Source organism: Maribacter sp. (assembly GCA_020629415.1).
GTDB classification, from domain to species: domain Bacteria; phylum Bacteroidota; class Bacteroidia; order Flavobacteriales; family Flavobacteriaceae; genus Maribacter; species Maribacter huludaoensis.
Map to the genome: position 1 here is coordinate 76,044 of JAHDDL010000001.1, position 22,568 is coordinate 98,611.

The window sequence follows — 22,568 nt, forward strand, 5'->3', positions numbered from 1 at the left end:
TGTAATAACTTGGCCGCTTTAGACTTGTTGTAATTAGTACGTTTTAAAGCATTAACAATTTGTTCTTTTTCAAAATCTGCTTTAGAGACACTACCTAAGTCCAGTTTTTCCGGCTTTGACTCCATGAGCTCTTCTGGCAAAGTATTCACTTGTACCTGATTGGTGGTAGTCAATAACACTGCACGTTGAATAACATTCTGCAATTCCCTTATATTACCTGGCCAGTGGTATGTATTAAAAACATTCCACACCTCATCTGAAAAATCAAGAATCTGCTTGTTTAATTTTTGGTTGAACTTTTTCAAAAAATGAGATGCTAGTACAGCCAAATCCACCTGCCTGTCTTTTAAAGCAGGTATTTGAAGAGAAAACTCATTTAACCTATGATATAGATCTTCTCTAAAATTACCTTTTTCCACTGCTGCTTTTAAATCTTCATTGGTGGCCGATAAAATTCTGACATTAACCTCCACTTCAGTATTGCTACCGATTCTTTTAATTTTACGCTCTTGTAAAGCTCTTAATAGTTGTATTTGATTCTCATAAGAAAGATTACCAACTTCATCTAAAAACAAGGTTCCCCCATTTGCCGCTTCAAAACTTCCTATTTTATCGGCTATAGCCCCAGTAAAACTTCCTTTCAAATGACCAAAAAATTCACTAGCGGCAAGTTCTTTTGGTATTGCCCCACAGTCTAGCGCTATAAACGGTTTTTCTTTACGATTGCTTTTTTGATGAATTGCTTTTGCCGTAACCTCTTTCCCAGTACCACTCTCACCAATAATTAAAACAGACATGTCTGTAGGTGCCACCAAGGCAATATGTTCATCTAATTTTTGCGCAGCTTCACTAAGTAACTCCAAGTCATTAGAACTTGACGACTTATCTTCATTTTCTACAGTTGATTTTGAGTCTTTTTTTGTTGTAATAGCCGTTTCTTTGGAAGTAATTGGTTTAGCGTGTAATGCACCATCAATTACAGCTAACATTTGATCTGGCGTAAATGGTTTTGAAATATAATCATACGCACCCATTTTCATGGCTTTAACTGCGGTAGATACTTCCGCATAACCCGTCATTACTATTACCGGAATACTGTCCTTTAGTTGAGAAACGAGTTTAATGCCATCATAATCCGGTAAACGCAGATCTGTAATTACTAATTGAAAATTTTGCTCTTTGAGTTGCTTTTCACCATCTAACCCGGTCTGACTTACCACAATATCAAAACCATTTCTTTCCAAAAACTTTTTTAGCATTTGAGCAAAAGAAGTATCGTCTTCTAAAATTAAAATTTTGGACATAGTAAGTTTGGTATTCTAAGTATTTACGTAAAAATACCATAAGACGACTATTTGTATTTTAAAATTATCATAAAGCTTATTTAATCAATTCGATAGAGCAAAAAAAAAGGAAAGAATAGCACTTAGCTATCCTTTCCTGACCAAACCAACTTGAACAAACAAGTTTCTCTATAATTACATATCTATCCAATTCCCATTTTCATCCGCATATACGGTTCCTTGTGTTCCATCTTCAAGAGACAATATCAACTTATACTGTTTCTCACTGTTCGTATATGCTTTATCTAGACTAGCAGTCGGGAAATTCTTAGCTACTGCATCTGATACTGCTTGAGGAACTTCTGCTACTGAAATTTCCTTAAAATCATCGGCCACGACCAACGTTTCATTTATTTGATTATGTTGGATTCCGTTTTCTGCCATTAATACATCTTGTGCGCTTATTGTAAAACCACCTAATGTCAATGCCCCTAATAAAAATAAAGTCTTCATCTTTCTAATATTTAAGTTAATACTACTTTTCAATACTATTAACTAAGAAAAAAGAATGCCACAAAACCAATAGATAACAATATTATTGATTATCAGGTATTTATGTGATTTAAGTTTTTGTGTAGTTGGGTAAAATTGTATCTAATAATTTCTTCTGTGTAATTTTTACTCAATTTATCTATTACTTGAGATAAAATTGCTTTCCTGCAATGAGGACAAAAAAAAGGAGCTGCAAATTGCAGCCCCCCCTCAAACCACCTATCAAACTCTTGTCTTAAAATTTTAAATCAACACCTCAATCAATTCAACAACAACTAAAATTGGGCAATGCTAATCCGGGGGATTATTTCAATTACAATTATTTGGTGGCACTTTCATAGTTAACGGTTAGTGTTTACGCGAAAGTGATATTTTAATCATTTATTTCTCTAAACATAGTTTTGATATGATACTTAACGAAAAAATCAGAACTGTGCTTAAGACTAAAATAAATACTAATGTGACCATTGTTTCATAACTTGCTTCACTTATTTAGACACAACATTTTTTGATAGGTCACATTTTAAATAAAAAAAAACCGCATTTAGCAGTTTTTTTTATTTCCGTCTGTAATGCAGACTATCTTTTGTTGATCCAATTACCGTACTGGTCTATATATACGGTCTTTCTTGTTCCGCTTTTAAGTACCATGATCAATTTGAACTCTCCTTTATCATTTTTAAAAGCACCCCCAAGTTTAGATGTTGGGTATTGCTTTAATATTTCTTCAATAACCGGAGGGGTTAATTCGCTAGATTTTATTTTTACGTACTCATCTGTTATGATAGTAATTTCTTCTTCTATAAAATTTGAACCAGTCATTGCTGAACTGTTCAATGTTATTCCTAAAATCAAGAATACCAATAATGCGTAATTCTTCATGCCAATGTTTTAATCGTTAATAACTCTACTTCTATAATTATTTACGGAAGAATCTGACATATGGATTATCTATTGCCATAATTTAAAGGCGCTAAACTGAAAAAAGCTGCCTAGGCAGCTTTTTACAAACAACTAACTCAAACTTATAATTTCTACATTTCTAACCAGTTACCTTCTTCATCTGCATACAACACTACAGAAGAACCATCTTGAGAAGTAATTTCTAGTTTATAGTTATTTTCATCATCAATATATGCTTTATTCAACATTGCACCTTGGTAATCTGATGCTAGGGCATTTACAATTGGTGTAGGTAAATCTGAAGTTGCTACCTCTGTATAATCTTGAATGAATACATCTTCCATGATACCATCGTGAAATATAATTGGTGTAGCTGCAGTACCTATTGTTAAACTACCTATTGCTAAAGCTGTGGCAAAAACTAATTTTTTCATCTTTCTACGTTTTAAAATTAAACATTCTTGATAGGTATATTAGAAGAATTATGCCAACCTTGTAACTTACAAGTTTTATATATATAAATTATTGATTTACAATATCTTGTGATTTTCACTGCACTTTCTTTCCCTGTGTAAAATTGTGCAGAAACAAAAAAAATGTGTAGAATCTACACACTTTTTTACCTTATGTAAGCATTGATAATTATGCCTGATGCGAATCTTTTAAAAGATCTACTACACTTTTTACCGGATTAAAAGTCACTAATGGAACTTCTACAAATATGGTGTTCCAAAACGCCATTGCCCCGTTCCACAAACCTGGAAGCTCAAGAGCTTTTAACTCTTTACCATCTTTAGTTTTACCTGTTATAAAACCCTGCTTTTCATCTACGAACTTCAACAGGTCATATTTCTCACCTTTATAGTTACGCACAGCACAGACTAAATCTACTGGATTAAAATGTGTAGCATTCTTTAATATGTCTGCCTGCTGCTGATCATCCATGTCTATTTGGGCAGATTCTATAATCTGTAAAGAAACTTCTCCTTTACCATTGGTTACCCAAAACGGACCGCCACCTGGCTCGCCTTCATTTTTAACCATACCGCAAACACGAATTGGTCTATTGAGCTTGTCTTTTAAAACAGCTACTTTTTCAGTGTTTGGCCTTGAATCAAAATCATCTGTAAAACGAACATTTAAATTCGTTACCAAAAAGTTTCTGATTTCTTCTATTTGCGTATCATCTACATTGTCATTATCAAGTAACGCTGCATATTCAAAAGCTTTTTCCTGCTCTTTTAGTAGTACACCTGCCAAAACCTTTTTACTGTCGGCAACTGCTTTTGCATCTTTCATTACAGCAACGTTGTCTATATTCTTAATAAAAATTACATCGGCGTCCTGTTCATTTAAATTTTGGATCAAGGCACCATGACCACCTGGTCTAAACAACACAGAACCATCCTCATTTCTAAACGGTTTATTTTCCATATCTACCGCCAAGGTGTCTGTAGAAGGTTTTTGAAATGAATAGTCTACGTTATAGGAAATACCGGTATCGCCCGTTACCTTTGGTCCTGCCGCTTTAAACTCTTCTTTGAACATTTCTTCATGCTGTTCTGAAATTGTGAAATGCAGATTCGCTTTACCGTTAGAACCGGCATATAGAGCCCCCTCTTTTAAATGTTCTTCAAAAGGAGTTGCAGTAGAATTACCGTATTTATGAAATGGCAATAATCCCTTTGGAAAAAAACCATAGTTTAAGGCATTTTCACCTAAAAGTTCCGAAATGAAACCATAAACCTTTTCTCCTTGAGAATCAGATTTTACAGCTATCCTATCCATTACTTTTTGATAAAACGGAAAGCGCTCCAATCCTTCAGAGAACTTTTTTATATCCTTGTCATTAGTTCTTGATAAATATGCATCCAAAGTCTCTTCTGCTGGATCATACGCACCTAAAAAGCTGAACAAAGCTTTGAACATTCTAGATGCCGCACCAGAAGCGGGCACAAATTTTAAAATATCAAGTCCTTTTAATTTTGAATCATAAAATGCACTGAGTTCCTTTTCTTCAGATTCAGAAAATTTAAGAATACCATTACCTATTACGGCGGCATTCTCTAATTTAACAAAAGGTATACCCTCTTTAAATGTTTTAATATGACCCAGCATTGTGTCCTTAGAGATTCCTTTTCTCTCTAGTTGCTTTTGGTCTTTATCTGTAAGTTCTATCATTGCTCTAATAAGGTATCTATATGGTTAATGGCTTTATTTAAACGTTGTTTTTTGTTCCCTTTCAAGGTAATAAAATTTTTACCGTATTTTTCTAAAGTGTCCTTAAAATAATTGAACATTTGCTCCCTTTCATTTGGCTTGTCCCTTAAATCATCTGCTTCCCAAGGAATATCAATATAGGTCAATAAATAAAGGTCATATGTATTCTGCAATGCATATTTTTCTAAAATAGGATCACAATTACCTATGTAATAAGCTTCCGAATATACTTTGGTTTCCAATAAATCTGTATCGCAAATGAGAATATCCGTAGCTTTTTTAGTTAAACTGTTCTCTAAACGCATTTGCCCTTCAGCAATTGGCAGTAAGTCATGAGGTTCACAAGTTTTACGTTCGTTGTTCCATTTATCCTGTAGATATTCCCTGGCGTATTCCGGTACCCATACGGTATGGTAATGTCTTGCCAATTGCTCTGACAAGGTTGTTTTTCCAGTAGATTCCGGACCAAAAAGAACCACTTTTAAGATATCTGAAGGTTCTTGCTTATATTTTTCTTCCATGCATTATACCCGTAAAAGGCCAATATTGTAAAAATGAGATATTGAAAACTAGTAAACGTAAATCCTTTATAAAAGTATAATGGAATAGATATTAAATCTCCAATGATCCAATATATCCAATTTTCTACTTTTCTTTTGGCCATCAGCCACATACCCACAAAAAATATAGCTGTTGTTATGGTATCAACATAGGCCGTCCAGCTATTCCACTTATCAAAAAATTGGTATACGGTAAAAACAAAAATGATGGTACTTATAAATATGATGACCGAGGTACTATTTTCCTTTTTGGTTACTCTGGTAATTGGTGTGTAATGTTCTGCATCTACTTTTCTTGTCCATATATACCATCCATATAAACTCATTATAAAATAGTAGGCGTTGATCATCATATCGCCCAGCAACCCCCATTTTAAAAGGAGGTATACAAATATTGAAGTACTTATTAACCCCGTGGGGTATACCAAAATGTTGTTTTGTTTGGAAAACCACACCGATAACAGTCCAAAAACGACCGCTACGACCTCAAGGACAATATCTAAAGTATCATAGTCGGCATATTGACCAAAGAGATAATCAAAAATGGGGCTCATAGTCGCTTCTATCAGATTTCACTATTTTCATGAATAAAAGCCCGCGATCCATAAGTTCAAACGCTGTTTTTATCTCGGCATTCAGCACTTTCATTACTTCATCGTATGGTCCGTATACCTGTGTGCTTAACGGATTCTCAAGAATGACCAGACCACAACCGCGAAGTTTCTTTATAAAATTTATGATGTGTTTTTCAAAATCGTCCTGCAATGGCGAAAATGTTAATTCTACCGATATATTCATTTATAACGCGCTATTTATATTTTAATTTATTCTCTGTTCCTTGTTGCATAAACGCAAGTGAACTGTTCAAACTCCATAAATCTAATTTTATAGTTTGATAAGTTCCCTTGAAAAATAATCTGTGCCGTAGTATTATTGGCATCGAACTTAAAATCCTGAACATTTATGTGATGCAAGAAACTAACTCCCCTATGCCCATAAATTTTATAGAGTGATTCTTTTGCTCCCCATACAATGGTCAACTTTCTAACTACGGCTGCGGTATTTGCCAATGTTCTGTATTCTTCAAAGGGTGTAAATTTATGTGCTATGCGCAAAATTTTATCACGCTGCATTTCAATATCGATACCTACATGTTCCACAGAACTTATGATGATGCCCGTAAAATTATGAGAATGTGTTATGGAAATAAACTTACCATCCTTTAAATGTGGTTTTCCATTTTCATCATAGATCAAATCGCCATCTGTATAGCCATACTTGGCAAGTAAGTGTCTTATACTCAAGAAAGCTTTGCGATGAAGCTCAGATTTCATACCATTGAACCTATTCTGGCAATATGGTGTTAGCTCAACACCTTCCCAAAGTTTATTTTCGGTCTCTTCAACCTTCCAAATGGCCAAAGAGGTTTTTTCATTTACTGTTATAGTTTTGTAAAGCGGCATGGGTTTCTTTGTGTTATTCGTACCTTTGCACGAATTAAAAATTGCTGTACACAGATAAACGAAAGTATAAAATAATAAAGATATGAGCACGAAAACTATTCCGTATGTGCCTTATAAGGTTAAGGATATTACCCTTGCCGATTGGGGAAGAAAAGAAATTGAATTGGCAGAAGCTGAAATGCCAGGCCTAATGGCCCTTCGTGAAGAATACAAAGACGAGCAACCTTTAAAAGGGGCACGTATTGCAGGTTGTCTTCACATGACCATACAAACTGCCGTTTTAATTGAAACGTTAACCGCTTTGGGTGCAGATGTTACTTGGAGCTCATGTAATATATTCTCTACACAAGATCAAGCCGCTGCCGCTATTGCTGCTGCAGGTGTACCTGTTTATGCCTGGAAAGGTATGAACGAAGAGGAGTTTGACTGGTGTATTGAGCAAACCTTATTCTTTGGCGAGGACAGAAAACCATTGAATATGATCTTAGATGATGGTGGTGATCTTACCAACATGGTTTTAGATAAGTATCCAGAATTGGCGTCTGATGTTAAGGGTCTTTCAGAAGAAACCACTACAGGTGTTCACCGTTTATATGAGCGTGTTAAAAATGGTACTTTACCTATGCCCGCTATTAACGTAAACGATTCTGTGACCAAATCTAAATTTGATAACAAATACGGGTGTAGAGAAAGTGCTGTTGATGCTATACGTAGAGCTACGGATACCATGCTTGCAGGTAAGCGCGTTGTCGTTGCCGGTTATGGTGATGTTGGTAAAGGTACGGCAGCTTCTTTTAAGGGTGCCGGTTCTATTGTTACCGTTACGGAAATTGACCCTATTTGTGCACTACAAGCTTGCATGGACGGGTTTGAGGTCAAAAAACTGGAAACCGTTATTGGTAATGCGGATATCGTAATTACTACTACCGGTAACAAGGATATTATTAGAGCCGAACATTTTGAAGCTCTAAAGGATAAAGCCATTGTTTGTAACATAGGGCATTTTGACAATGAAATTGATATGGCTTGGTTGAACAAAAACCACGGAAACACTAAAGATGAAATTAAGCCTCAGGTAGATAAATATACAATTGACGGTAAAGATATTATTATATTGGCGGAAGGTAGATTGGTAAACCTAGGTTGTGCTACCGGACACCCTAGTTTTGTAATGAGTAATTCATTTACCAACCAAACGTTGGCGCAAATTGAACTTTGGAAGAATAGTGAAAACTACAAGAACGAAGTATATATGTTACCAAAGCATTTAGATGAAAAGGTTGCAAAATTACACTTGTCTCGTTTAGGTGCAGAATTGACCGAATTAAAGAAAGACCAAGCCGATTATATCGGTGTTACGGTTGAAGGTCCTTTTAAACCGGAATACTATAGATACTAAATTATAGTCCTATAAATAAAAAAGGTCTCGATGTTATCGAGACCTTTTTTTGTTCTATACTTTTCCAGTTAGTTGTTTTCTGCCAACATACCTTCTAAATAATAACAATCTGTTTGCTCCTTTAATTGAGCCAACCCTTGCTCTTTAGAGCTTAAAGGATCAATTTTCACCTCTTTACCGTTTGGCATGTAAACAATGTAAAAACCTTCTTCAAAAGATGACAGTTTTATAATCTCTCCATTAGGTCTTACCGCATTCCATGATTTTTCACTTGGCTTATATACCAAATCAATTTTCTTACCCTTTTTAGGACCATCGACTACAGTTACCTGCATCCTATTTTTAGTAGCGGTCATTTCAAAGGTATTACCGTCTCTTTCGACCATTTGAGTTTCAGACTCTCCTTCTTCCATAGCAATTGGGTTGGATCCGCTCCAAAATTCAATAACATTGAAAATTACGGCATCACCCAAAAAGAATAGTCCATAAACTGGAATTATGTTCAACCCCCAAAATACCAGGTTATTAACAAACTTACTATCCGAGACTCCTTGGTTCCAGTCCTTTAAATTATTAAAAGCACTAAATGACCCCAAGCAACTAGAGAATAATAGCGTACTCGCCATTGCAACGCAGATAACTGATTTTTTCATGATTTTATCGTTTAGAATTAGTTGTACAAATTAGTCTTAAACTCAAAAAATTGTAAACTGAAACAACTTAATTATTAACGATATCCATTAATTATAGAAATAACAACTTCGCAAATGACTTTTATCCTATTAACCTCTACCATTTTGCATACCCTCATTCCATTTTCTGACAAATTCATCTGACCATGCATCCCATCCAATTGTGCTTAATGTCCAAATGGCAATACCAATTACAATAATATTTAAGACTATACCTATGACAGCAATAATCTTTCCTTTTTTAATTTTTCCAAAATTGCTGTAGGCATCTGGATTCATTTTATAAATCCCCTCAGATTTAGATGCCAAATAGTAGGATATAATTGCAGGAATGATACCAAAACCACCTAAACAAAACACAAAACAACTTAACATTGATAAAATATAAATTAGAGAAGAATTTGGAAGTTTCTTGGTATGCATATATTAGATTTATAAAATTTGTTCCCTTAAAAATATTAATAAAAAAATCTTGTTCCACGTTTTTGAAAAATTTTGCCAATAGTGTATTTACTTTTTGCGAATCCCTTTTATCCAAGTAATGATTTTACGTACTTCGTTAAAAAAACACTATGATACTATTTGTTGACATGGACGAGGTAATTGCAGATACCTATGGTGCCCATATTGAACTATACAATAAAGAATTTAATGGCGAATTGACCAAGGATCTGTGTGCAGGCACCGAAGTATGGCGAATGGTGCCGGAAGCGCACCAAGAAAGTGTTCGTAAACATGCCACTAGAAGAGGATTTTTTAGAAATCTGAAACCTATAGCAGGCAGTCAAGAAATACTTGCACAATTAGCCGATAAGCACCAAGTTTACATAGCATCTGCTGCCATGCAATTTCCAAATTCCTTGGAAGAAAAAAGTGAATGGTTAGATGAACACTTTCCATTTTTACCTTGGCAAAACCGTATACTTTGTGGTCATAAACACATTCTAAAAGGAGATGTTTTAATAGACGACAGAAGTTTTAATTTAGAGAATTTTGATGGTAGAAGTTTACAGTTTACCTCACCACATAACGTAAATACCGAAGGTTTTGAACGTGTGAATACTTGGTTTGAGATTGGGGAGAAACTTTTGCAATAATTACTATATCTTAAACGATAGGATATAAAAACCCCCCTTCATTACTGAAGGGGGTTTTTTTAAATAACTTTTTTAAGCTTAAGCTTCAAAAGGCTCAATGGAAACAAATGATTTTCCACCTGCTTTCTTTTCAAACTTAACTAGACCATCTACACGTGCGTGTAATGTATGATCTTTTCCTGCGTAAACATTTTCACCAGGATTGTGTCTTGTTCCACGCTGTCTAACGATAATGTTACCAGCGATAGCAGCTTGACCACCATAAATCTTAACTCCTAATCGTTTCGATTCTGATTCTCTACCGTTTTTCGAACTACCTACACCTTTCTTATGTGCCATTGTCTAAGGTTTTAAATATTATTATACTTTGATGACCTAGCTTATTTAGCTACACCACCGTCTAATTCGTCTTGCCATTTTTGTAACTCGTCCCATTTACCATCAGCAGCTAATTCCGCTTGTTTTGGCCATGTATCGGTTACGTGATTTCCACGAACGTCCGCTATAATTTCAGCAATTTTAGCTGCGTCTGTTTTTGCCAATTCAGCAAAAGTAGAAATACCTGCATTGTTTAAAGTCTCGGCAATTTTTGGACCGATACCTTCAATTTTTTTCAAATCATCACCTTTAGCGCTAGCCTTTTTTGCTTTTGCTTTTGGTGCTGCTACCGGAACTGCTTTTTCTTCAACTTTTTTAGCCTTTGGTTCAGCTTTCTTAGTTTCAGATTTCTTCGCTCCTTTAGAAATAATAGATTCGATTACAATCTCTGTTAAAGACTGACGATGTCCATTTTTCTTTTTGTAACCTTTACGTCTTTTCTTGTGAAAAACGATTACTTTGTCACCTCTTAAGTGTTTAACGACTTTAGCCTCTACTGCGGCTCCGTCTATAGCCGGGGCGCCGATAGTAACGTTCGATCCATCAGCTAAAAGAAGAACATTGTCAAAAGTAACTTTCTTACCTTCTTCTGCCTGTAAACGGTGAACGTACACTTTCTGGTCTTTTGCAACTTTAAATTGCTGCCCTGCCATCTCTACAATTGCGTACATATTGTTAAATGTAATGATTAAACCTGATGGATTTTTTCCATAGGCGGGTGCAAATATAGATCTAAATCCTGAAATAACAAGTCTTTTTTATATATTTTGCACACTCTTTACCAATGTAGTGTTCGAAGTTTTAAAGAGTTGCATAAATGCAAGAGTTAAAACAATGCTACTGGTAAAACCCATAGTTGCAACTACCAAAAAAACAATAGCTTCAAAACTTCTATACGTATTAGCCCATTTTGTAGACAACTCTTCTAAGAAACCGGGCTGTAGCTCTGTAGAATAAAAGGCAAAAAAGATTGTGAAGATCAAAGTTGCAACGCCACCGGTAATTAAACCTGCCATAAAACCTCCTGCATAATTAAATTCGCTTCCTTTTTTTAACTTATAATATTTGATCGCCTCAAAAATCGCGAAACCGGTAATTACCGCATTGAACAAACTATAGAATACATTTACGTGCAGCCCAAGCAACGATAGTATTAGAAAATAAGCTATTAACGATCCACTGGCGGCAACACCAAATCTAATGGGCAAGGCATAATTTTTCATAACGAATATTTTTTTGTTTAGACTTTTAAGATAATCAATAAACAAAATATATTAAAATAATTTTTGTTAAAGAATACTTATTTTGAAGATTGTTCTTACAAAAAACGCTATTTATGTAACAAATTGAATATACCAGATACTAATAACACAGAACATATAATCACTAACTTAAAAATGTTTCAATGAAAATGAAATCACTACTGGTTTCGGCCCTGTCCGTTTTTGGATTTGCCGGACTCGCCCAAGAGGTTGCCTACGAAGAGTACAACCTTGAAAATGATTTGCACGTTATTCTACATCAAGATAACACCGCCCCAATTATTTCCATCTCGGTATTGTACCACGTAGGATCAAAGGACGAAGACCCACAAAGAACAGGCTTTGCACACTTTTTTGAACACTTGTTATTTGAGGGTACAGAGAACATTAAGAAAGGTGAATGGGACAAAATTGTATCTGCCAACGGTGGCTCAGGTAATGCCACTACCAATGAAGACAGAACTTATTACTATGAAGTTTTCCCTTCCAATAATTTGGAATTGGGCCTTTGGTTAGAGTCTGAACGAATGTTACATCCGGTAATTAACCAGAAAGGTGTCGATACTCAAAACGAAGTTGTCAAAGAAGAAAAAAGACTCCGTGTAGATAACTCTCCTTACGGTAAATTCCTTGAAAACATAAAGAAGAATCTTTTTAAAAACCATCCATATAAAGAAACGGTTATTGGAAAAATGGCAGACTTAGATGCCGCTACGTTAGATGAGTTCATTGCATTCCAGAAAAAATTCTATTCTCCGAACAATGCTGTTTTGGTCATAGCAGGCGATTTTGAAAAGGAAAATGCGAAAAAGCTAATTTCTGATTATTTTAAGGATATCCCCAAGGGAGCAGAAATTGAAAGAAACTTTCCAAAAGAAGCTCCAATTACATCACAGATCAACGCAAAGGCCTACGATTCCAATATTCAAATACCGGCTACTATGATCGCCTACAGAACTCCCGGCCTTAAAGATAGAGATAGCCAGGTGTTAGAAATGATTTCTACCTATTTGTCTGACGGCCCTTCTTCAAAACTTTATAAGAAAATGGTCGATGAAGAAAAGCAGGCCTTACAAATTGGCGCAATACCAGTTACATTAGAAGATTACGGTATGTACATTGTTTTTGCACTTCCGGTAGGCGAAACTGGTTTAAATACACTTAATACTTCTATTGAGACAGAAGTTGAAAAATTAAGGAACGAGCTTATATCCGAAAACGATTATCAAAAACTACAGAACAAGTTTGAAAATAAGTTTGTAAACAGTAATGCCAGTGTTGAAGGTATTGCATCATCTCTTGCCAAATATTATGCACTTTATGGCGATACATCTTTAATAAACAAGGAAATAGAAGTTTACAGGTCTATTACAAGAGAAGAAATTAAAGAGGTCGCCAACAAGTATTTAAAGCCCAACCAAAGATTGGTTCTAGAATATTTACCTGAACAAAATACCGCAAACTAAAATGACTATGAAAAATACATATATATTACTACTAACATTATTCTCCTTTATTGCCGTACAAGCACAGGTAGACCGTACGGTTATGCCTAAACCAGGTCCAGCACCTGAAATTAACCTAGGAGTACCACAATCATTCAACCTTAACAATGGCTTAAAAGTACTTGTAGTAGAAAATCATAAATTACCTAGAGTTTCTATGCAACTATCTATAGATAACCCGCCAATATTAGAAGGCGACAAAGCTGGTGTTGCGAGCTTAACAGGCAGTCTATTAGGACTAGGATCTAAAAACATAACGAAAGAAGCATTCAATGAAGAAATCGACTTTTTAGGGGCCAGACTTTATTTTAGCGCTCAAGGTGCTTATGCCCAATCTCTTTCCAAATATTTTTCTAGAATGATGGAGCTAATGGCCGATGCCGCTATTTATCCAAATTTTACGCAAGAGGAATTTGACAAAGAAAAGGAAAAACTTATTACTGGATTAAAAACCGAAGAGAAAGTAGTTTCCTCAATTTCCAGTAGAGTACAACGTGCTTTAGCTTACGGTAAAAACCACCCTTATGGTGAATTCACTACAGAAGAAACCGTAAATAATGTAACTCTAAGTGATGTTGAAGAATTTTACAGAGATTATTTTGTACCGGCTAATGCATACCTAATTGTTATTGGTGATGTGAACCTTGAAGAAGTAAAGTCATTGACCGAGAAATACTTTACCTCTTGGACAAAAGCCGTACCACCAAGTTTCTCTTATTCTCAACCTAAAAATGTACCAAATACGCAAATCAACTTTGTTGATATGCCAAATGCGGTACAGTCTGAAATTACAGTTCAGAATATCGTGAACCTTAAAATGAAAGACAATGATTATATCGCCGCACTTTTGGCCAATGAAATTTTGGGCGGGGGAGCGGACAGCAGATTATACTCAAATCTTAGAGAAGACAAAGGTTATACTTACGGTGCCTATTCTTCTATTGGCAACGACAAATATGGTCCATCTAGATTTAGTGCAACTGCAGAAGTTAGAAATATGGTGACAGACAGTTCTGTAGTAGAAATGTTAAAAGAACTTGATCTCATTGTCACCGCACCTGTTACCGATGAGGAATTAAATAATACAAAAGCACTTTATGCCGGTAGTTTTATTATGGCGCTAGAAGATCCAGAAACAATTGCCCGATATGCCTTGAATATCGAAAAAGAAAACCTGCCCAAAGATTTTTATAAAACATTCCTAGAGAAGCTAGACAAGGTCAGTAAAGAAGAGGTAGAAGCTGCCGCAAAAAAATATTTTAACGTTAACAATGCCAGGGTAATCGTCGTAGGCAAAGGAAGTGATATTCTTTCCGGTCTCCAAAATATTGACTATAAGGGCAAAAAACTTCCGGTACTTGCATATTCCAAAACTGCCGACAGAGTTGAAACTCCAGATTACAATGCTGCCGTACCAACCGATATTTCCGCAAAATCCGTAATTGAAAAGTATATTACAGCTATTGGCGGCAAAGACAAACTTGAGAGCGTAAATACCTTAGCCATGATGGCAGCAGCAGAAATGCAAGGAATGAAATTAGACTTAAACATTAAAAAAACATCTAGCAGCCAACTTATGCAAGACGTACAAATGATGGGTAACTCTGTAAGCAAACAAGTTCTTAACGGAGATACCGGTTATATGATTATGCAAGGACAACGTAAAGATCTAGAAGAAAAAGAACTGGATGCCATTAAAAAAGAATCTGCTCCATTTACTGAGCTTCAATTACTGAACGATGACTCTGTAGTTATAGAGGGCATGGAAATGATTGGCGATAAAAATGCGTACAAATTAAAGGTTGGAGAAAACAAATCTGCATTCTTTGACGCCGAAACCGGACTAAAACTACAGGAGGTTACCGTAACCGAAATGCAAGGCCAAAAAATTGCCAGTACTTCTAATTTTGAAGATTACAAAGAAGTCTCGGGCATATTGTTCCCTTATAAAATTATACAGACCGTAGGTCCACAATCATTTGAATTCATAGTTTCTGAAATTAAAGTAAATGAGGGTGTATCACCTACAGATTTTGAATAACATATATTTATGTAAATAAAGAAAACCCGCTAATTAGCGGGTTTTTTGTTTTTTAATTTTTAAGTTTAACTCCTAACCTATTTTTCTAATTCTTGCTTCTCCAAAAATTAATCCTTTATCCACCTCCGGGCTGCCGGTGTAATTCACATTTGTTTCTCCGTAACATGTAACTTTCAACCGGTCTTTTACATTGACCCTAAAATTACTTTCGCCGTAAGCGGTAATTTTTGTCTCATCTGCCATCATACCCACCGTATTTACTTCGCTTTCGCCATAGGCCCTAAATACCTGACGAGCCACAGCACCTTCACCAATTTCCAAATAGCTGCTACCATAAATAGCAACTGTAAGTTCATCTATAGAAACCGAATCGAAATATACTTTTGCCTCACCGTATAAGGACATTTTAAAATCATCGGCATTAAAAAGATCTTTACATCTAACGACCTCTTCTCCTCTTATGGATAAATTTTCTAATTTTCTATAAGTAACTGTTGCAGTTGCCATTGTACCATTATATAGTGACTTACTACCACGCCATTGATCAGTTGAAATGCGTTCAGATTTTGTTACCACTTTGGCACCGTCTAAATACAAACGCAGCGTTCTGCCCTCTACTTCTACATTTATTTTATCTAAAGACACTTTGGCATTTTCTATGACCACACCCTCTTCTTCCCCTTCTACCAGATTTACCGCTATATGGGGACTTACAATCAGCTTATCAAAAGATTTTACGTTAAACGTTTTTTCTTGCCCATTGGTCACGCCTACAACAAGAGTTACCGCAAGAAGTACAAATAGTATTTTTTTCATGATTTTCGTTTTTTTTGATTAGTTCTATACAAAGACAAGCCAATATCAATTTTGTTACACTCAATTTGCTATTTCTGCTGAACAATCCTTTTCTTCTTATTTACAAGCCAAACTCCAAACAAAATAATAAATCCGCCAAGCAATTGCAGAACACTTATATTCTCCCCATCTAAAAAGCCCCACAACACCGCTACCAGAGGTATTAAATAGGTAACAGAAGCAGCAAATACAGGGCTGGACAATTTTATTAATTTGTTGAATAGAATATTTGCCAAAGCCGTACCCAAAAAAGCCAATGCCATTATATACCAAACCGCTTCATGCATAGCACTATTATCCAAAAATTGCACAAAAACCCCCGTATACAACAAAACCGCAAATGCCGGAAGAACCGCAACCCCAAAACTTGCCGTGGTTACTGCAAGGGGAGTCAAATGTGCTAAATACTTTTTTATAATATTAATGTTAAATGCGTATCCCAAGGCCGAGAAGATAATGAACAACGAATACCAATAATTCTGGTCGTCATTATTCTCCATGCCTGCCGCAATCAACACAACAGTACCGAACAAACCAATTAAAACCCCAAGAACTTGCCTGCCCTTTAAGGATAGCCCAAAGAGCGCCAACCCCACCAACGTGGTAAACAAAGGTGCTACAGAATTTAAAATTGAAGTAATACCACTACTTATTTCCGTTTGTGCCAGGGCAAAGAAAAAGGGAGGAAAAAATGAACTGCACAACCCCGCAATGGCTACCCATTTCCAATCTGTTTTAGAAAGTGTTTTCAAAGATCTAAAACCCAAAACAAATAATAATACCGAAGCAAATACAATTCGTAATCCGCCAACTTGTAAAGGCGAATAGCCAACCAAAGACCTTTTAATCAATATAAAGGAAGAACCCCATATAAATGATAGAAGTATTAGGTAAATCCATTTTTGATCTATATTCTTCAATGCTCATAATTTTAAAACAAAAGTGGGCTTTTTTCTAAATAAACCAGCCTCATTTCCTGTAATTTTTATACCGCTATTACCAAAGCGTTTTACATATTTGGTATCTTTACATTGTAACTATAATTGCTTTTAAAAGGCATCTGCTAAATCTACAGATATGAAATTTAAAATATTAATTCTTTTTATTACCATATTTACGATATCTACAAGTGCATCTTTTGCCCAAGAGGGAGAAACTTTACCTAATGAAATTTTGGTAGGCAATAGCACTACAATATTACTTACAATTGAAGGGATGGCCTGTCAAGAAGGTTGCGCGGATAAAATCTCATCAAATTTAATGGAAACCGAAGGTGTGGTTTCTTCTGATATTAATTTTAAAAACAAAAGCGGATTAATAACTTTTGACCCTTCAATAATTACTACAGAAGAAGTAAAAAAAATAATTACGGACACCAAGGTCAAAGATTACAGTTATAGTATTACGTCTACCAAAACAATAACGGCCATTAACCCGCAAAGCAATTAGAATGAAAAAAATACTTCACATACTTACCATAGCAGCTTTTTTTGTTTTTGTAGCCTGCCAAGAAACCAAGAAAACAGAAGAACCTTCTAAAATGGAGCACGTAATGAGCATTCATGATGAAGTGATGCCAAAAATGGGTACTATAGGAAAATTAGTAGGTCAATTAAAACCAATGGCAGATTCGCTTGGAGCAGAATCAGTCGAAGCAAAGGCAATGAAAGACCTTCAAGATGCCAATAAATCTATGATGGATTGGATGCAAGGTTTTGGAGACCGTTTTGATTCCGAAGAGATTATGAACGGCAAAGCACTTTCTGACGAAAAGAAAGAGTGGCTAAAAGAGGAGGAAGCAAAAGTTAAACAAGTAAAAGAAAATATTAATTCTAGCATTGAACGTGCAGAAGCTATTCTTGACAAGTAACAATAATTATTTTTGCTAAAAGGGTAATTTAGACAGATCTACATTACCACCTGAAATGATAATTCCAATTTTTTTATTCTGAAAAACTCTTGGCTGTGCTTTTGAGCATTTTAAAACTGCAGCTACCGTTACCGCACTAGAAGGTTCTATTATAATCTTCATACGTTCCCAAACCAGTTTCATAGCGGCCACTATTTCGTCTTCGGTAATTCTAACAATACCACTGACCAACTTTAATATTATTGGAAAATTCTTGTCGCCCAACATGGTTTTTAATCCGTCTGCAATAGTATTAGTGCTTTCATTACTTTCTATTGCACCGCTTTGCAAAGAACGGTAGGCATCATCTGCCTCAAAAGGTTCGGCACCATAAACTTTACAATTATGGGTAAAATATTTTACCGACAATGCAGAACCGGCAATTAGACCGCCACCACCAACCGGGCAGAATATAAAATCTAGGTCGGGTAGGTTTTCCAACAACTCTAGAGCCGCAGTACCTTGACCTAATATTACATTATTATCATTTGAAGGGTGTACAAAAGTTGCACCAGTTCTAGCGGCGATATCATCTGCCAATGACTGTCTAGCTTCTACTGTTGGTTCGCACTCGTATATCTTACCACCATATTCCCTAACGGCTATTTTCTTAACCTCAGGGGCGGTATTCGGCATCACAATATGTGCCGTTACCCCTACATTCTGTGCGGCAAGAGATAAGGCTTGGGCAAAATTACCTGATGAATGGGTTACTACTCCGCTTTTCTTTTGTTCTTCTGATAATTGTAGAATAGCATTGGTAGCACCTCGAATTTTATAAGCTCCTGCCCTTTGAAAATTCTCGCACTTGAAAAAAACTTGTGCATTGACCTTTTCGTCAATTAATCTAGATGTTAATACAGGTGTATTGTGAACAAATGGAGCTATTCGTTTATGACAATCTAATAGGTCTTGTTTTGTCAACATACACAGCTATTTTTTCCAACGTAAGGTTTCAATAATTCCCCTGATATCATTCTGAAGATATGATGCCGCCGGAAGAATGGAATCATAATTAGGTTTGGTATAAAAATAAACCGACCCGGTAAGAAAATGCTTAGTACTATCCGTAACAAAAAATTGAGATTGCGAAGCTGCATTACCTTGAACTTCAAATAGGGCGCCGTAAACTTTCTCCTCAGGATTTACATAAGGTTGCTCTACAATATTATCTGCCTTTGCGGCATGCTCATAACTTAATCTTTTTGAATCATTAATCAACTGAGATAAATTACCGTCTATCTCCTTATAGCTTAAAAAAATAGCTCCTTTCATTTCTGGGTATGAAATAGTATAGGCCTGATCGCCATTTGGCTCTGCTCTTGCCAGTTCGTTATACTTAAATTTAAAATTTTCTGTTTCTAAATCTGCCAGTTTCCCTTGCGGATATTCCAATCTCATTTTCGCTTTTGGCTTGGGTAGCACTTGCTCATTTTTACAGCTTATTACCAAAAGGAAAACTGCTAAAAACTTAACGAATGACTTACTCTTCATGTGGTAAGGTTACTTTTATTTGTTTTAATCTTTTCTTATCCATAGCCTCTACAACAAAGGTATAAGAGCCAAACACTATTTTCTCTCCTCGCCTTGGAAAACTGCCTGCTTTTTCCAGAACAAAGCCAGCCAGGGTTTCAGACTCACCTTTGTTATCCTCAAAGAATTCATTATCCTCTAATTTAATGACCCTATAAAAATCTTTAAGCGGAGTTTTGCCTTCAAAAACATAATTGAAGTCATCTAACTTGGAATAAATTAAATCTTCATCATCAAACTCATCACTGATATCACCTACGATTTCTTCAATAATATCCTCTAAAGAAACCAACCCAGAGGTGCCGCCATATTCATCTACCACAATGGCCAGATGGTTCTTCTTTTCTTGAAACTCTCCCAATAGGTCATCTAACTTCTTATTCTCAGGAACAAAATAAGGCTCCCTTATCAAGGTCATCCAATTAAAAGTCTTTCGGTCTAAATACGGTAATAAATCTTTTACATAAAGTACGCCTTTAACCGTATCTATATTCTCACCAAACACAGGAATTCGTGAATATCCATGCTTTTTGATCTCTCCTAAAACTTCAGGAAATTTCATTTGGTCATTTAGCGCAAAAATATCTATACGAGGCCTCATTACCTGTTTGGTATCGGTATTACCAAATGTTACAATACCTTCCAAAATTTTCTTTTCCTCTTTGGTAGTATCGCCTTGAGAGGTTAAATCTAGCGCCTGTGACAGCTGATCTACACTTAAACTTGATTTTTGCTTGCCAAGCTTGTTATATAAAAACAAGGTACCTGAACGCATTGGTAAACTTAATGGTGAAAAAATGAAATCTAACACTCTTAACGGATAAGCCATAAAATGCGCAAAACTCATTCTATTTCTATTGGCATATACCTTTGGTAGAATTTCACCGAACATTAGAATCAGAAAGGTTGCCACTACTACTTCTAACAAAAATCGCTCAGACAGAACACCAAACCATATTCGATCAATATTTTCAAAAAGAGTATCGCCTATAACACTGAACAATAAAACTACACCAATATTTATAGCATTGTTTGCTATCAATATAGTAGCCAACAATTTCTTAGGCCGTTCTAGAAGTTTAATAAGGATAGCGCTTTTGGCCGTTTTCTCATCCTGCAACTCTTTAATTTCGGTCGTGGACAAGCCAAACATAGCCACTTCGGCACCAGAAATGAGTGCAGAGCAAATAAGCAGTACAAATAGTACAACTATGTTCATTGCAAAAACACCGTTTACAACCAACGTTGTCATCAATAACGGTAAGGGGTCTGGGTCCAATAGTTACTATTTAATTATTGTTAGAACGGTAAATCATCATCCTCTTCTGAACTTGCAGGTGCAGGCGCAGACGATGATGCTTTATTTTCAGTACTTGCGGGTTTTTGGGCAACGGGGGCAGAACCACTATTATTCTGCATACCTTCTTTCTTTGTATTCAAAAATGTAAATTCTTGCACATGCACCTCGGTAGAATATCTGGTATTACCATCTTCACCTTGCCATTGACGATTTTTCAATCTTCCCTCAACATATACCTTATCTCCCTTGCTCAAATATTTTTCACAGATTTCGGCAGCTTTGTTTCTAACCACTACATTGTGCCAATCTGTATTTGTAACACGTTCTCCGGTAGATTTATTGGTATATGTCTCATTTGTAGCTATTGGAAATCTACCAATACTACCGCCTCCCTCAAAATAATGCATTTTAACTTCATCACCTAAATGCCCAATTAACATAACCTTATTTAATGTACCGCTCATAACTTAAAGATATAAAAATCAAAAGTACTAAAATTTAAATGCTTTGATAAAATCTGCGACTAAAACAGGTACGGGAAAATCGATTATTCTTTCAACCGGAATCATATCATCAAATTCTTCATTTACGTAAACCAGCCAAAACTTGGTGTTTAAATGCTGATGAGATAATTTATGAACTATTGCATTCTCATTGAAAGAAAGGATTTCTTCAGCCTTTATATTATTTAGCACCTCTTTATACCTTATAGTAATGCTATCTATTTCCATATGATCTTTGGACTCTAAAAGTGGAAACTCCCAGAGGTTTTGCCAAATACCCTTTCCTTTTCGCTGATCGAGCCTAGTAAACTGCTTACCATTTATATCCTTATATATAGGTATAAGATAATTGAAGTACCTGGTACGCACTTTTGTCTTCTTTAATTTTACCGGTAAAGTATCTACCAAGTTTTTTTCCAAGGCCACACAACTATCATTTAAAGGACAAAGTAAGCAAAGCGGCTTTTTAGGTGAGCACTGTATGGCACCAAACTCCATAATACCTTGATTATAGTCTCTTATTTCTTTTTCATCCATGACTTTTTCAGCCAGAGACTTAAAATATTTGATACCTTCAGTACTATTAATAGGTTTATCTATACCATAATATCTTGCAAGCACCCTGTATACATTTCCATCTACTACGGCCTGAGGTTCATTAAAACATATAGAAGAAATGGCACTTGCCGTGTAATCACCTACACCTTTCAGAGTTAAAAGACCCTTATAATTGTCAGGAAATTCACCATTGTACATTTCTACTACCATTTTAGCGGAAGCGTGCAGATTTCTTGCCCTAGAATAATAGCCCAAACCTTGCCAAAGTTTTAAAACCTGTTCCTCATCTGCATCTGCAAGATCTTTTACAGTGGGGAAATTTTCTACAAACCTAAGGTAATACGGGGTTCCTTGGGCAACCCGCGTTTGCTGAAGTATAATTTCCGATAGCCATATTTTGTATGGATCAGTGGTTTTACGCCATGGTAAAACGCGCTTATTTTTATGATACCAATCTAAAATTTTACCCGAAAATGACATGCTCTTAAATACTAAGTCATAAAAGTAGCAGTTTATACACTTAAAATTAACCCATTAGAAAGAAAGATTGAATTT

At 35.6% G+C, this 22,568-nt stretch carries 27 protein-coding genes; 6 read left to right on the forward strand and 21 right to left on the reverse strand.

Annotated features, from left to right (window positions below; genetic code table 11):
• The 9 genes from QZ657_RS00355 to QZ657_RS00395 all read right to left on the reverse strand — a co-directional run.
• On the reverse strand, positions 1–1,304 hold a 1,304-nt coding region (locus QZ657_RS00355; RefSeq protein WP_291964240.1), incomplete at its 3' end, for a sigma-54-dependent transcriptional regulator.
• A gap of 174 nt (positions 1,305–1,478) precedes the next feature.
• On the reverse strand, positions 1,479–1,796 hold the full coding sequence (locus QZ657_RS00360) for a hypothetical protein (protein WP_291964242.1): 318 nt from the start codon (positions 1,794–1,796) through the stop codon (positions 1,479–1,481).
• A 618-nt stretch (positions 1,797–2,414) separates the two neighbouring features.
• The gene (locus QZ657_RS00365; RefSeq protein ID WP_276470898.1) at positions 2,415–2,717 is read right to left on the reverse strand and encodes a hypothetical protein; all 303 of its coding nucleotides are present in this window, start codon (positions 2,715–2,717) and stop codon (positions 2,415–2,417) included.
• A gap of 152 nt (positions 2,718–2,869) precedes the next feature.
• Entirely contained in the window at positions 2,870–3,172 is a 303-nt protein-coding gene (locus QZ657_RS00370; protein WP_291964245.1) for a hypothetical protein, read from the reverse strand.
• A gap of 208 nt (positions 3,173–3,380) precedes the next feature.
• Entirely contained in the window at positions 3,381–4,919 is a 1,539-nt protein-coding gene (locus QZ657_RS00375) for a DUF4301 family protein (RefSeq protein ID WP_291964247.1), read from the reverse strand.
• Entirely contained in the window at positions 4,916–5,479 is a 564-nt protein-coding gene (locus QZ657_RS00380; RefSeq protein WP_276470895.1) for an ATP-binding protein, read from the reverse strand. Before QZ657_RS00380 ends, QZ657_RS00375 begins: the two co-directional genes overlap by 4 nt.
• Positions 5,440–6,072 carry a nicotinamide riboside transporter PnuC gene (gene pnuC / locus QZ657_RS00385; RefSeq protein WP_291962287.1) on the reverse strand — a complete coding sequence of 211 codons (633 nt, stop codon included), beginning with the start codon at positions 6,070–6,072 and terminating at the stop codon, positions 5,440–5,442. The genes QZ657_RS00380 and pnuC overlap by 40 nt, the downstream gene beginning before the upstream one ends.
• Entirely contained in the window at positions 6,056–6,316 is a 261-nt protein-coding gene (locus QZ657_RS00390; RefSeq protein ID WP_291964250.1) for a hypothetical protein, read from the reverse strand. The genes pnuC and QZ657_RS00390 overlap by 17 nt, the downstream gene beginning before the upstream one ends.
• A 26-nt stretch (positions 6,317–6,342) precedes the next feature.
• Positions 6,343–6,981, reverse strand: a complete 639-nt coding sequence (locus tag QZ657_RS00395; protein WP_291964251.1) for a 4'-phosphopantetheinyl transferase family protein — start codon at positions 6,979–6,981, stop codon at positions 6,343–6,345.
• Positions 6,982–7,063: 82 nt separating this feature from the next.
• On the opposite strand from QZ657_RS00395, the gene ahcY reads away from it, so the two are divergent.
• Positions 7,064–8,380, forward strand: coding sequence for an adenosylhomocysteinase (gene ahcY, locus QZ657_RS00400; protein WP_291962292.1), 1,317 nt, complete (start codon positions 7,064–7,066; stop codon positions 8,378–8,380).
• A gap of 68 nt (positions 8,381–8,448) precedes the next feature.
• Here the strand turns inward: ahcY and QZ657_RS00405 are convergent, their stop codons facing one another.
• Both QZ657_RS00405 and QZ657_RS00410 read right to left on the reverse strand, forming a co-directional pair.
• Positions 8,449–9,033, reverse strand: a complete 585-nt coding sequence (locus QZ657_RS00405; protein WP_291962294.1) for a DUF3332 domain-containing protein — start codon at positions 9,031–9,033, stop codon at positions 8,449–8,451.
• Between the two features lie 129 nt (positions 9,034–9,162).
• Positions 9,163–9,495, reverse strand: a complete 333-nt coding sequence (locus QZ657_RS00410; RefSeq protein ID WP_291964253.1) for a CCC motif membrane protein — start codon at positions 9,493–9,495, stop codon at positions 9,163–9,165.
• 149 nt (positions 9,496–9,644) lie between these two features.
• On the opposite strand from QZ657_RS00410, the gene QZ657_RS00415 reads away from it, so the two are divergent.
• Positions 9,645–10,169, forward strand: coding sequence for a 5' nucleotidase, NT5C type (locus tag QZ657_RS00415; protein ID WP_291962296.1), 525 nt, complete (start codon positions 9,645–9,647; stop codon positions 10,167–10,169).
• A gap of 78 nt (positions 10,170–10,247) precedes the next feature.
• Here QZ657_RS00415 and rpmA read toward each other — a convergent pair whose 3' ends face one another.
• The 3 genes from rpmA to QZ657_RS00430 form a co-directional block, all read right to left on the reverse strand.
• On the reverse strand, positions 10,248–10,508 hold the full coding sequence (gene rpmA, locus QZ657_RS00420) for a 50S ribosomal protein L27 (RefSeq protein ID WP_276470887.1): 261 nt from the start codon (positions 10,506–10,508) through the stop codon (positions 10,248–10,250).
• A 41-nt stretch (positions 10,509–10,549) separates the two neighbouring features.
• Positions 10,550–11,218 carry a 50S ribosomal protein L21 gene (rplU, locus tag QZ657_RS00425; protein WP_291964255.1) on the reverse strand — a complete coding sequence of 223 codons (669 nt, stop codon included), beginning with the start codon at positions 11,216–11,218 and terminating at the stop codon, positions 10,550–10,552.
• 87 nt (positions 11,219–11,305) lie between these two features.
• On the reverse strand, positions 11,306–11,770 hold the full coding sequence (locus QZ657_RS00430) for a DUF4199 domain-containing protein (protein ID WP_276470885.1): 465 nt from the start codon (positions 11,768–11,770) through the stop codon (positions 11,306–11,308).
• 182 nt (positions 11,771–11,952) lie between these two features.
• Between QZ657_RS00430 and QZ657_RS00435 the strand changes: the two genes are divergently transcribed.
• Together QZ657_RS00435 and QZ657_RS00440 are read left to right on the forward strand one after the other, a co-directional pair.
• Positions 11,953–13,275 carry a M16 family metallopeptidase gene (locus QZ657_RS00435; protein ID WP_291964257.1) on the forward strand — a complete coding sequence of 441 codons (1,323 nt, stop codon included), beginning with the start codon at positions 11,953–11,955 and terminating at the stop codon, positions 13,273–13,275.
• A gap of 7 nt (positions 13,276–13,282) precedes the next feature.
• Positions 13,283–15,355: a M16 family metallopeptidase gene (locus tag QZ657_RS00440; protein WP_291964259.1), complete on the forward strand. Its 2,073-nt coding sequence runs from the start codon at positions 13,283–13,285 to the stop codon at positions 15,353–15,355.
• Between the two features lie 72 nt (positions 15,356–15,427).
• Here QZ657_RS00440 and QZ657_RS00445 read toward each other — a convergent pair whose 3' ends face one another.
• Both QZ657_RS00445 and QZ657_RS00450 read right to left on the reverse strand, forming a co-directional pair.
• Complete coding sequence (locus QZ657_RS00445) at positions 15,428–16,171, reverse strand: GIN domain-containing protein (RefSeq protein WP_291964260.1); 744 nt, start codon at positions 16,169–16,171, stop codon at positions 15,428–15,430.
• Between the two features lie 68 nt (positions 16,172–16,239).
• Positions 16,240–17,130, reverse strand: coding sequence for a DMT family transporter (locus QZ657_RS00450; protein ID WP_276470881.1), 891 nt, complete (start codon positions 17,128–17,130; stop codon positions 16,240–16,242).
• A 157-nt stretch (positions 17,131–17,287) separates the two neighbouring features.
• Between QZ657_RS00450 and QZ657_RS00455 the strand changes: the two genes are divergently transcribed.
• Together QZ657_RS00455 and QZ657_RS00460 are read left to right on the forward strand one after the other, a co-directional pair.
• Positions 17,288–17,659 carry a heavy-metal-associated domain-containing protein gene (locus tag QZ657_RS00455; protein ID WP_291962308.1) on the forward strand — a complete coding sequence of 124 codons (372 nt, stop codon included), beginning with the start codon at positions 17,288–17,290 and terminating at the stop codon, positions 17,657–17,659.
• A gap of 1 nt (position 17,660) precedes the next feature.
• Positions 17,661–18,080, forward strand: a complete 420-nt coding sequence (locus QZ657_RS00460; protein WP_291964261.1) for a hypothetical protein — start codon at positions 17,661–17,663, stop codon at positions 18,078–18,080.
• Between the two features lie 15 nt (positions 18,081–18,095).
• Here QZ657_RS00460 and QZ657_RS00465 read toward each other — a convergent pair whose 3' ends face one another.
• The 5 genes from QZ657_RS00465 to mutY are packed head-to-tail and all read right to left on the reverse strand — an operon-like array spanning position 18,096 to position 22,493.
• Positions 18,096–19,046, reverse strand: coding sequence for a pyridoxal-phosphate dependent enzyme (locus QZ657_RS00465; RefSeq protein WP_291964263.1), 951 nt, complete (start codon positions 19,044–19,046; stop codon positions 18,096–18,098).
• A 6-nt stretch (positions 19,047–19,052) separates the two neighbouring features.
• A complete protein-coding gene (gene gldD / locus QZ657_RS00470; protein ID WP_291964265.1) occupies positions 19,053–19,613 on the reverse strand; it encodes a gliding motility lipoprotein GldD in 561 nt (186 codons plus the stop codon).
• Complete coding sequence (locus QZ657_RS00475; protein WP_412759661.1) at positions 19,603–20,931, reverse strand: gliding motility-associated protein GldE; 1,329 nt, start codon at positions 20,929–20,931, stop codon at positions 19,603–19,605. The genes gldD and QZ657_RS00475 overlap by 11 nt, the downstream gene beginning before the upstream one ends.
• A gap of 20 nt (positions 20,932–20,951) precedes the next feature.
• Positions 20,952–21,416: a single-stranded DNA-binding protein gene (locus QZ657_RS00480; protein WP_291964267.1), complete on the reverse strand. Its 465-nt coding sequence runs from the start codon at positions 21,414–21,416 to the stop codon at positions 20,952–20,954.
• A gap of 27 nt (positions 21,417–21,443) precedes the next feature.
• Positions 21,444–22,493 carry an A/G-specific adenine glycosylase gene (gene mutY, locus QZ657_RS00485; RefSeq protein WP_291964269.1) on the reverse strand — a complete coding sequence of 350 codons (1,050 nt, stop codon included), beginning with the start codon at positions 22,491–22,493 and terminating at the stop codon, positions 21,444–21,446.
• Between the last annotated feature and the right edge of the window lie 75 nt (positions 22,494–22,568).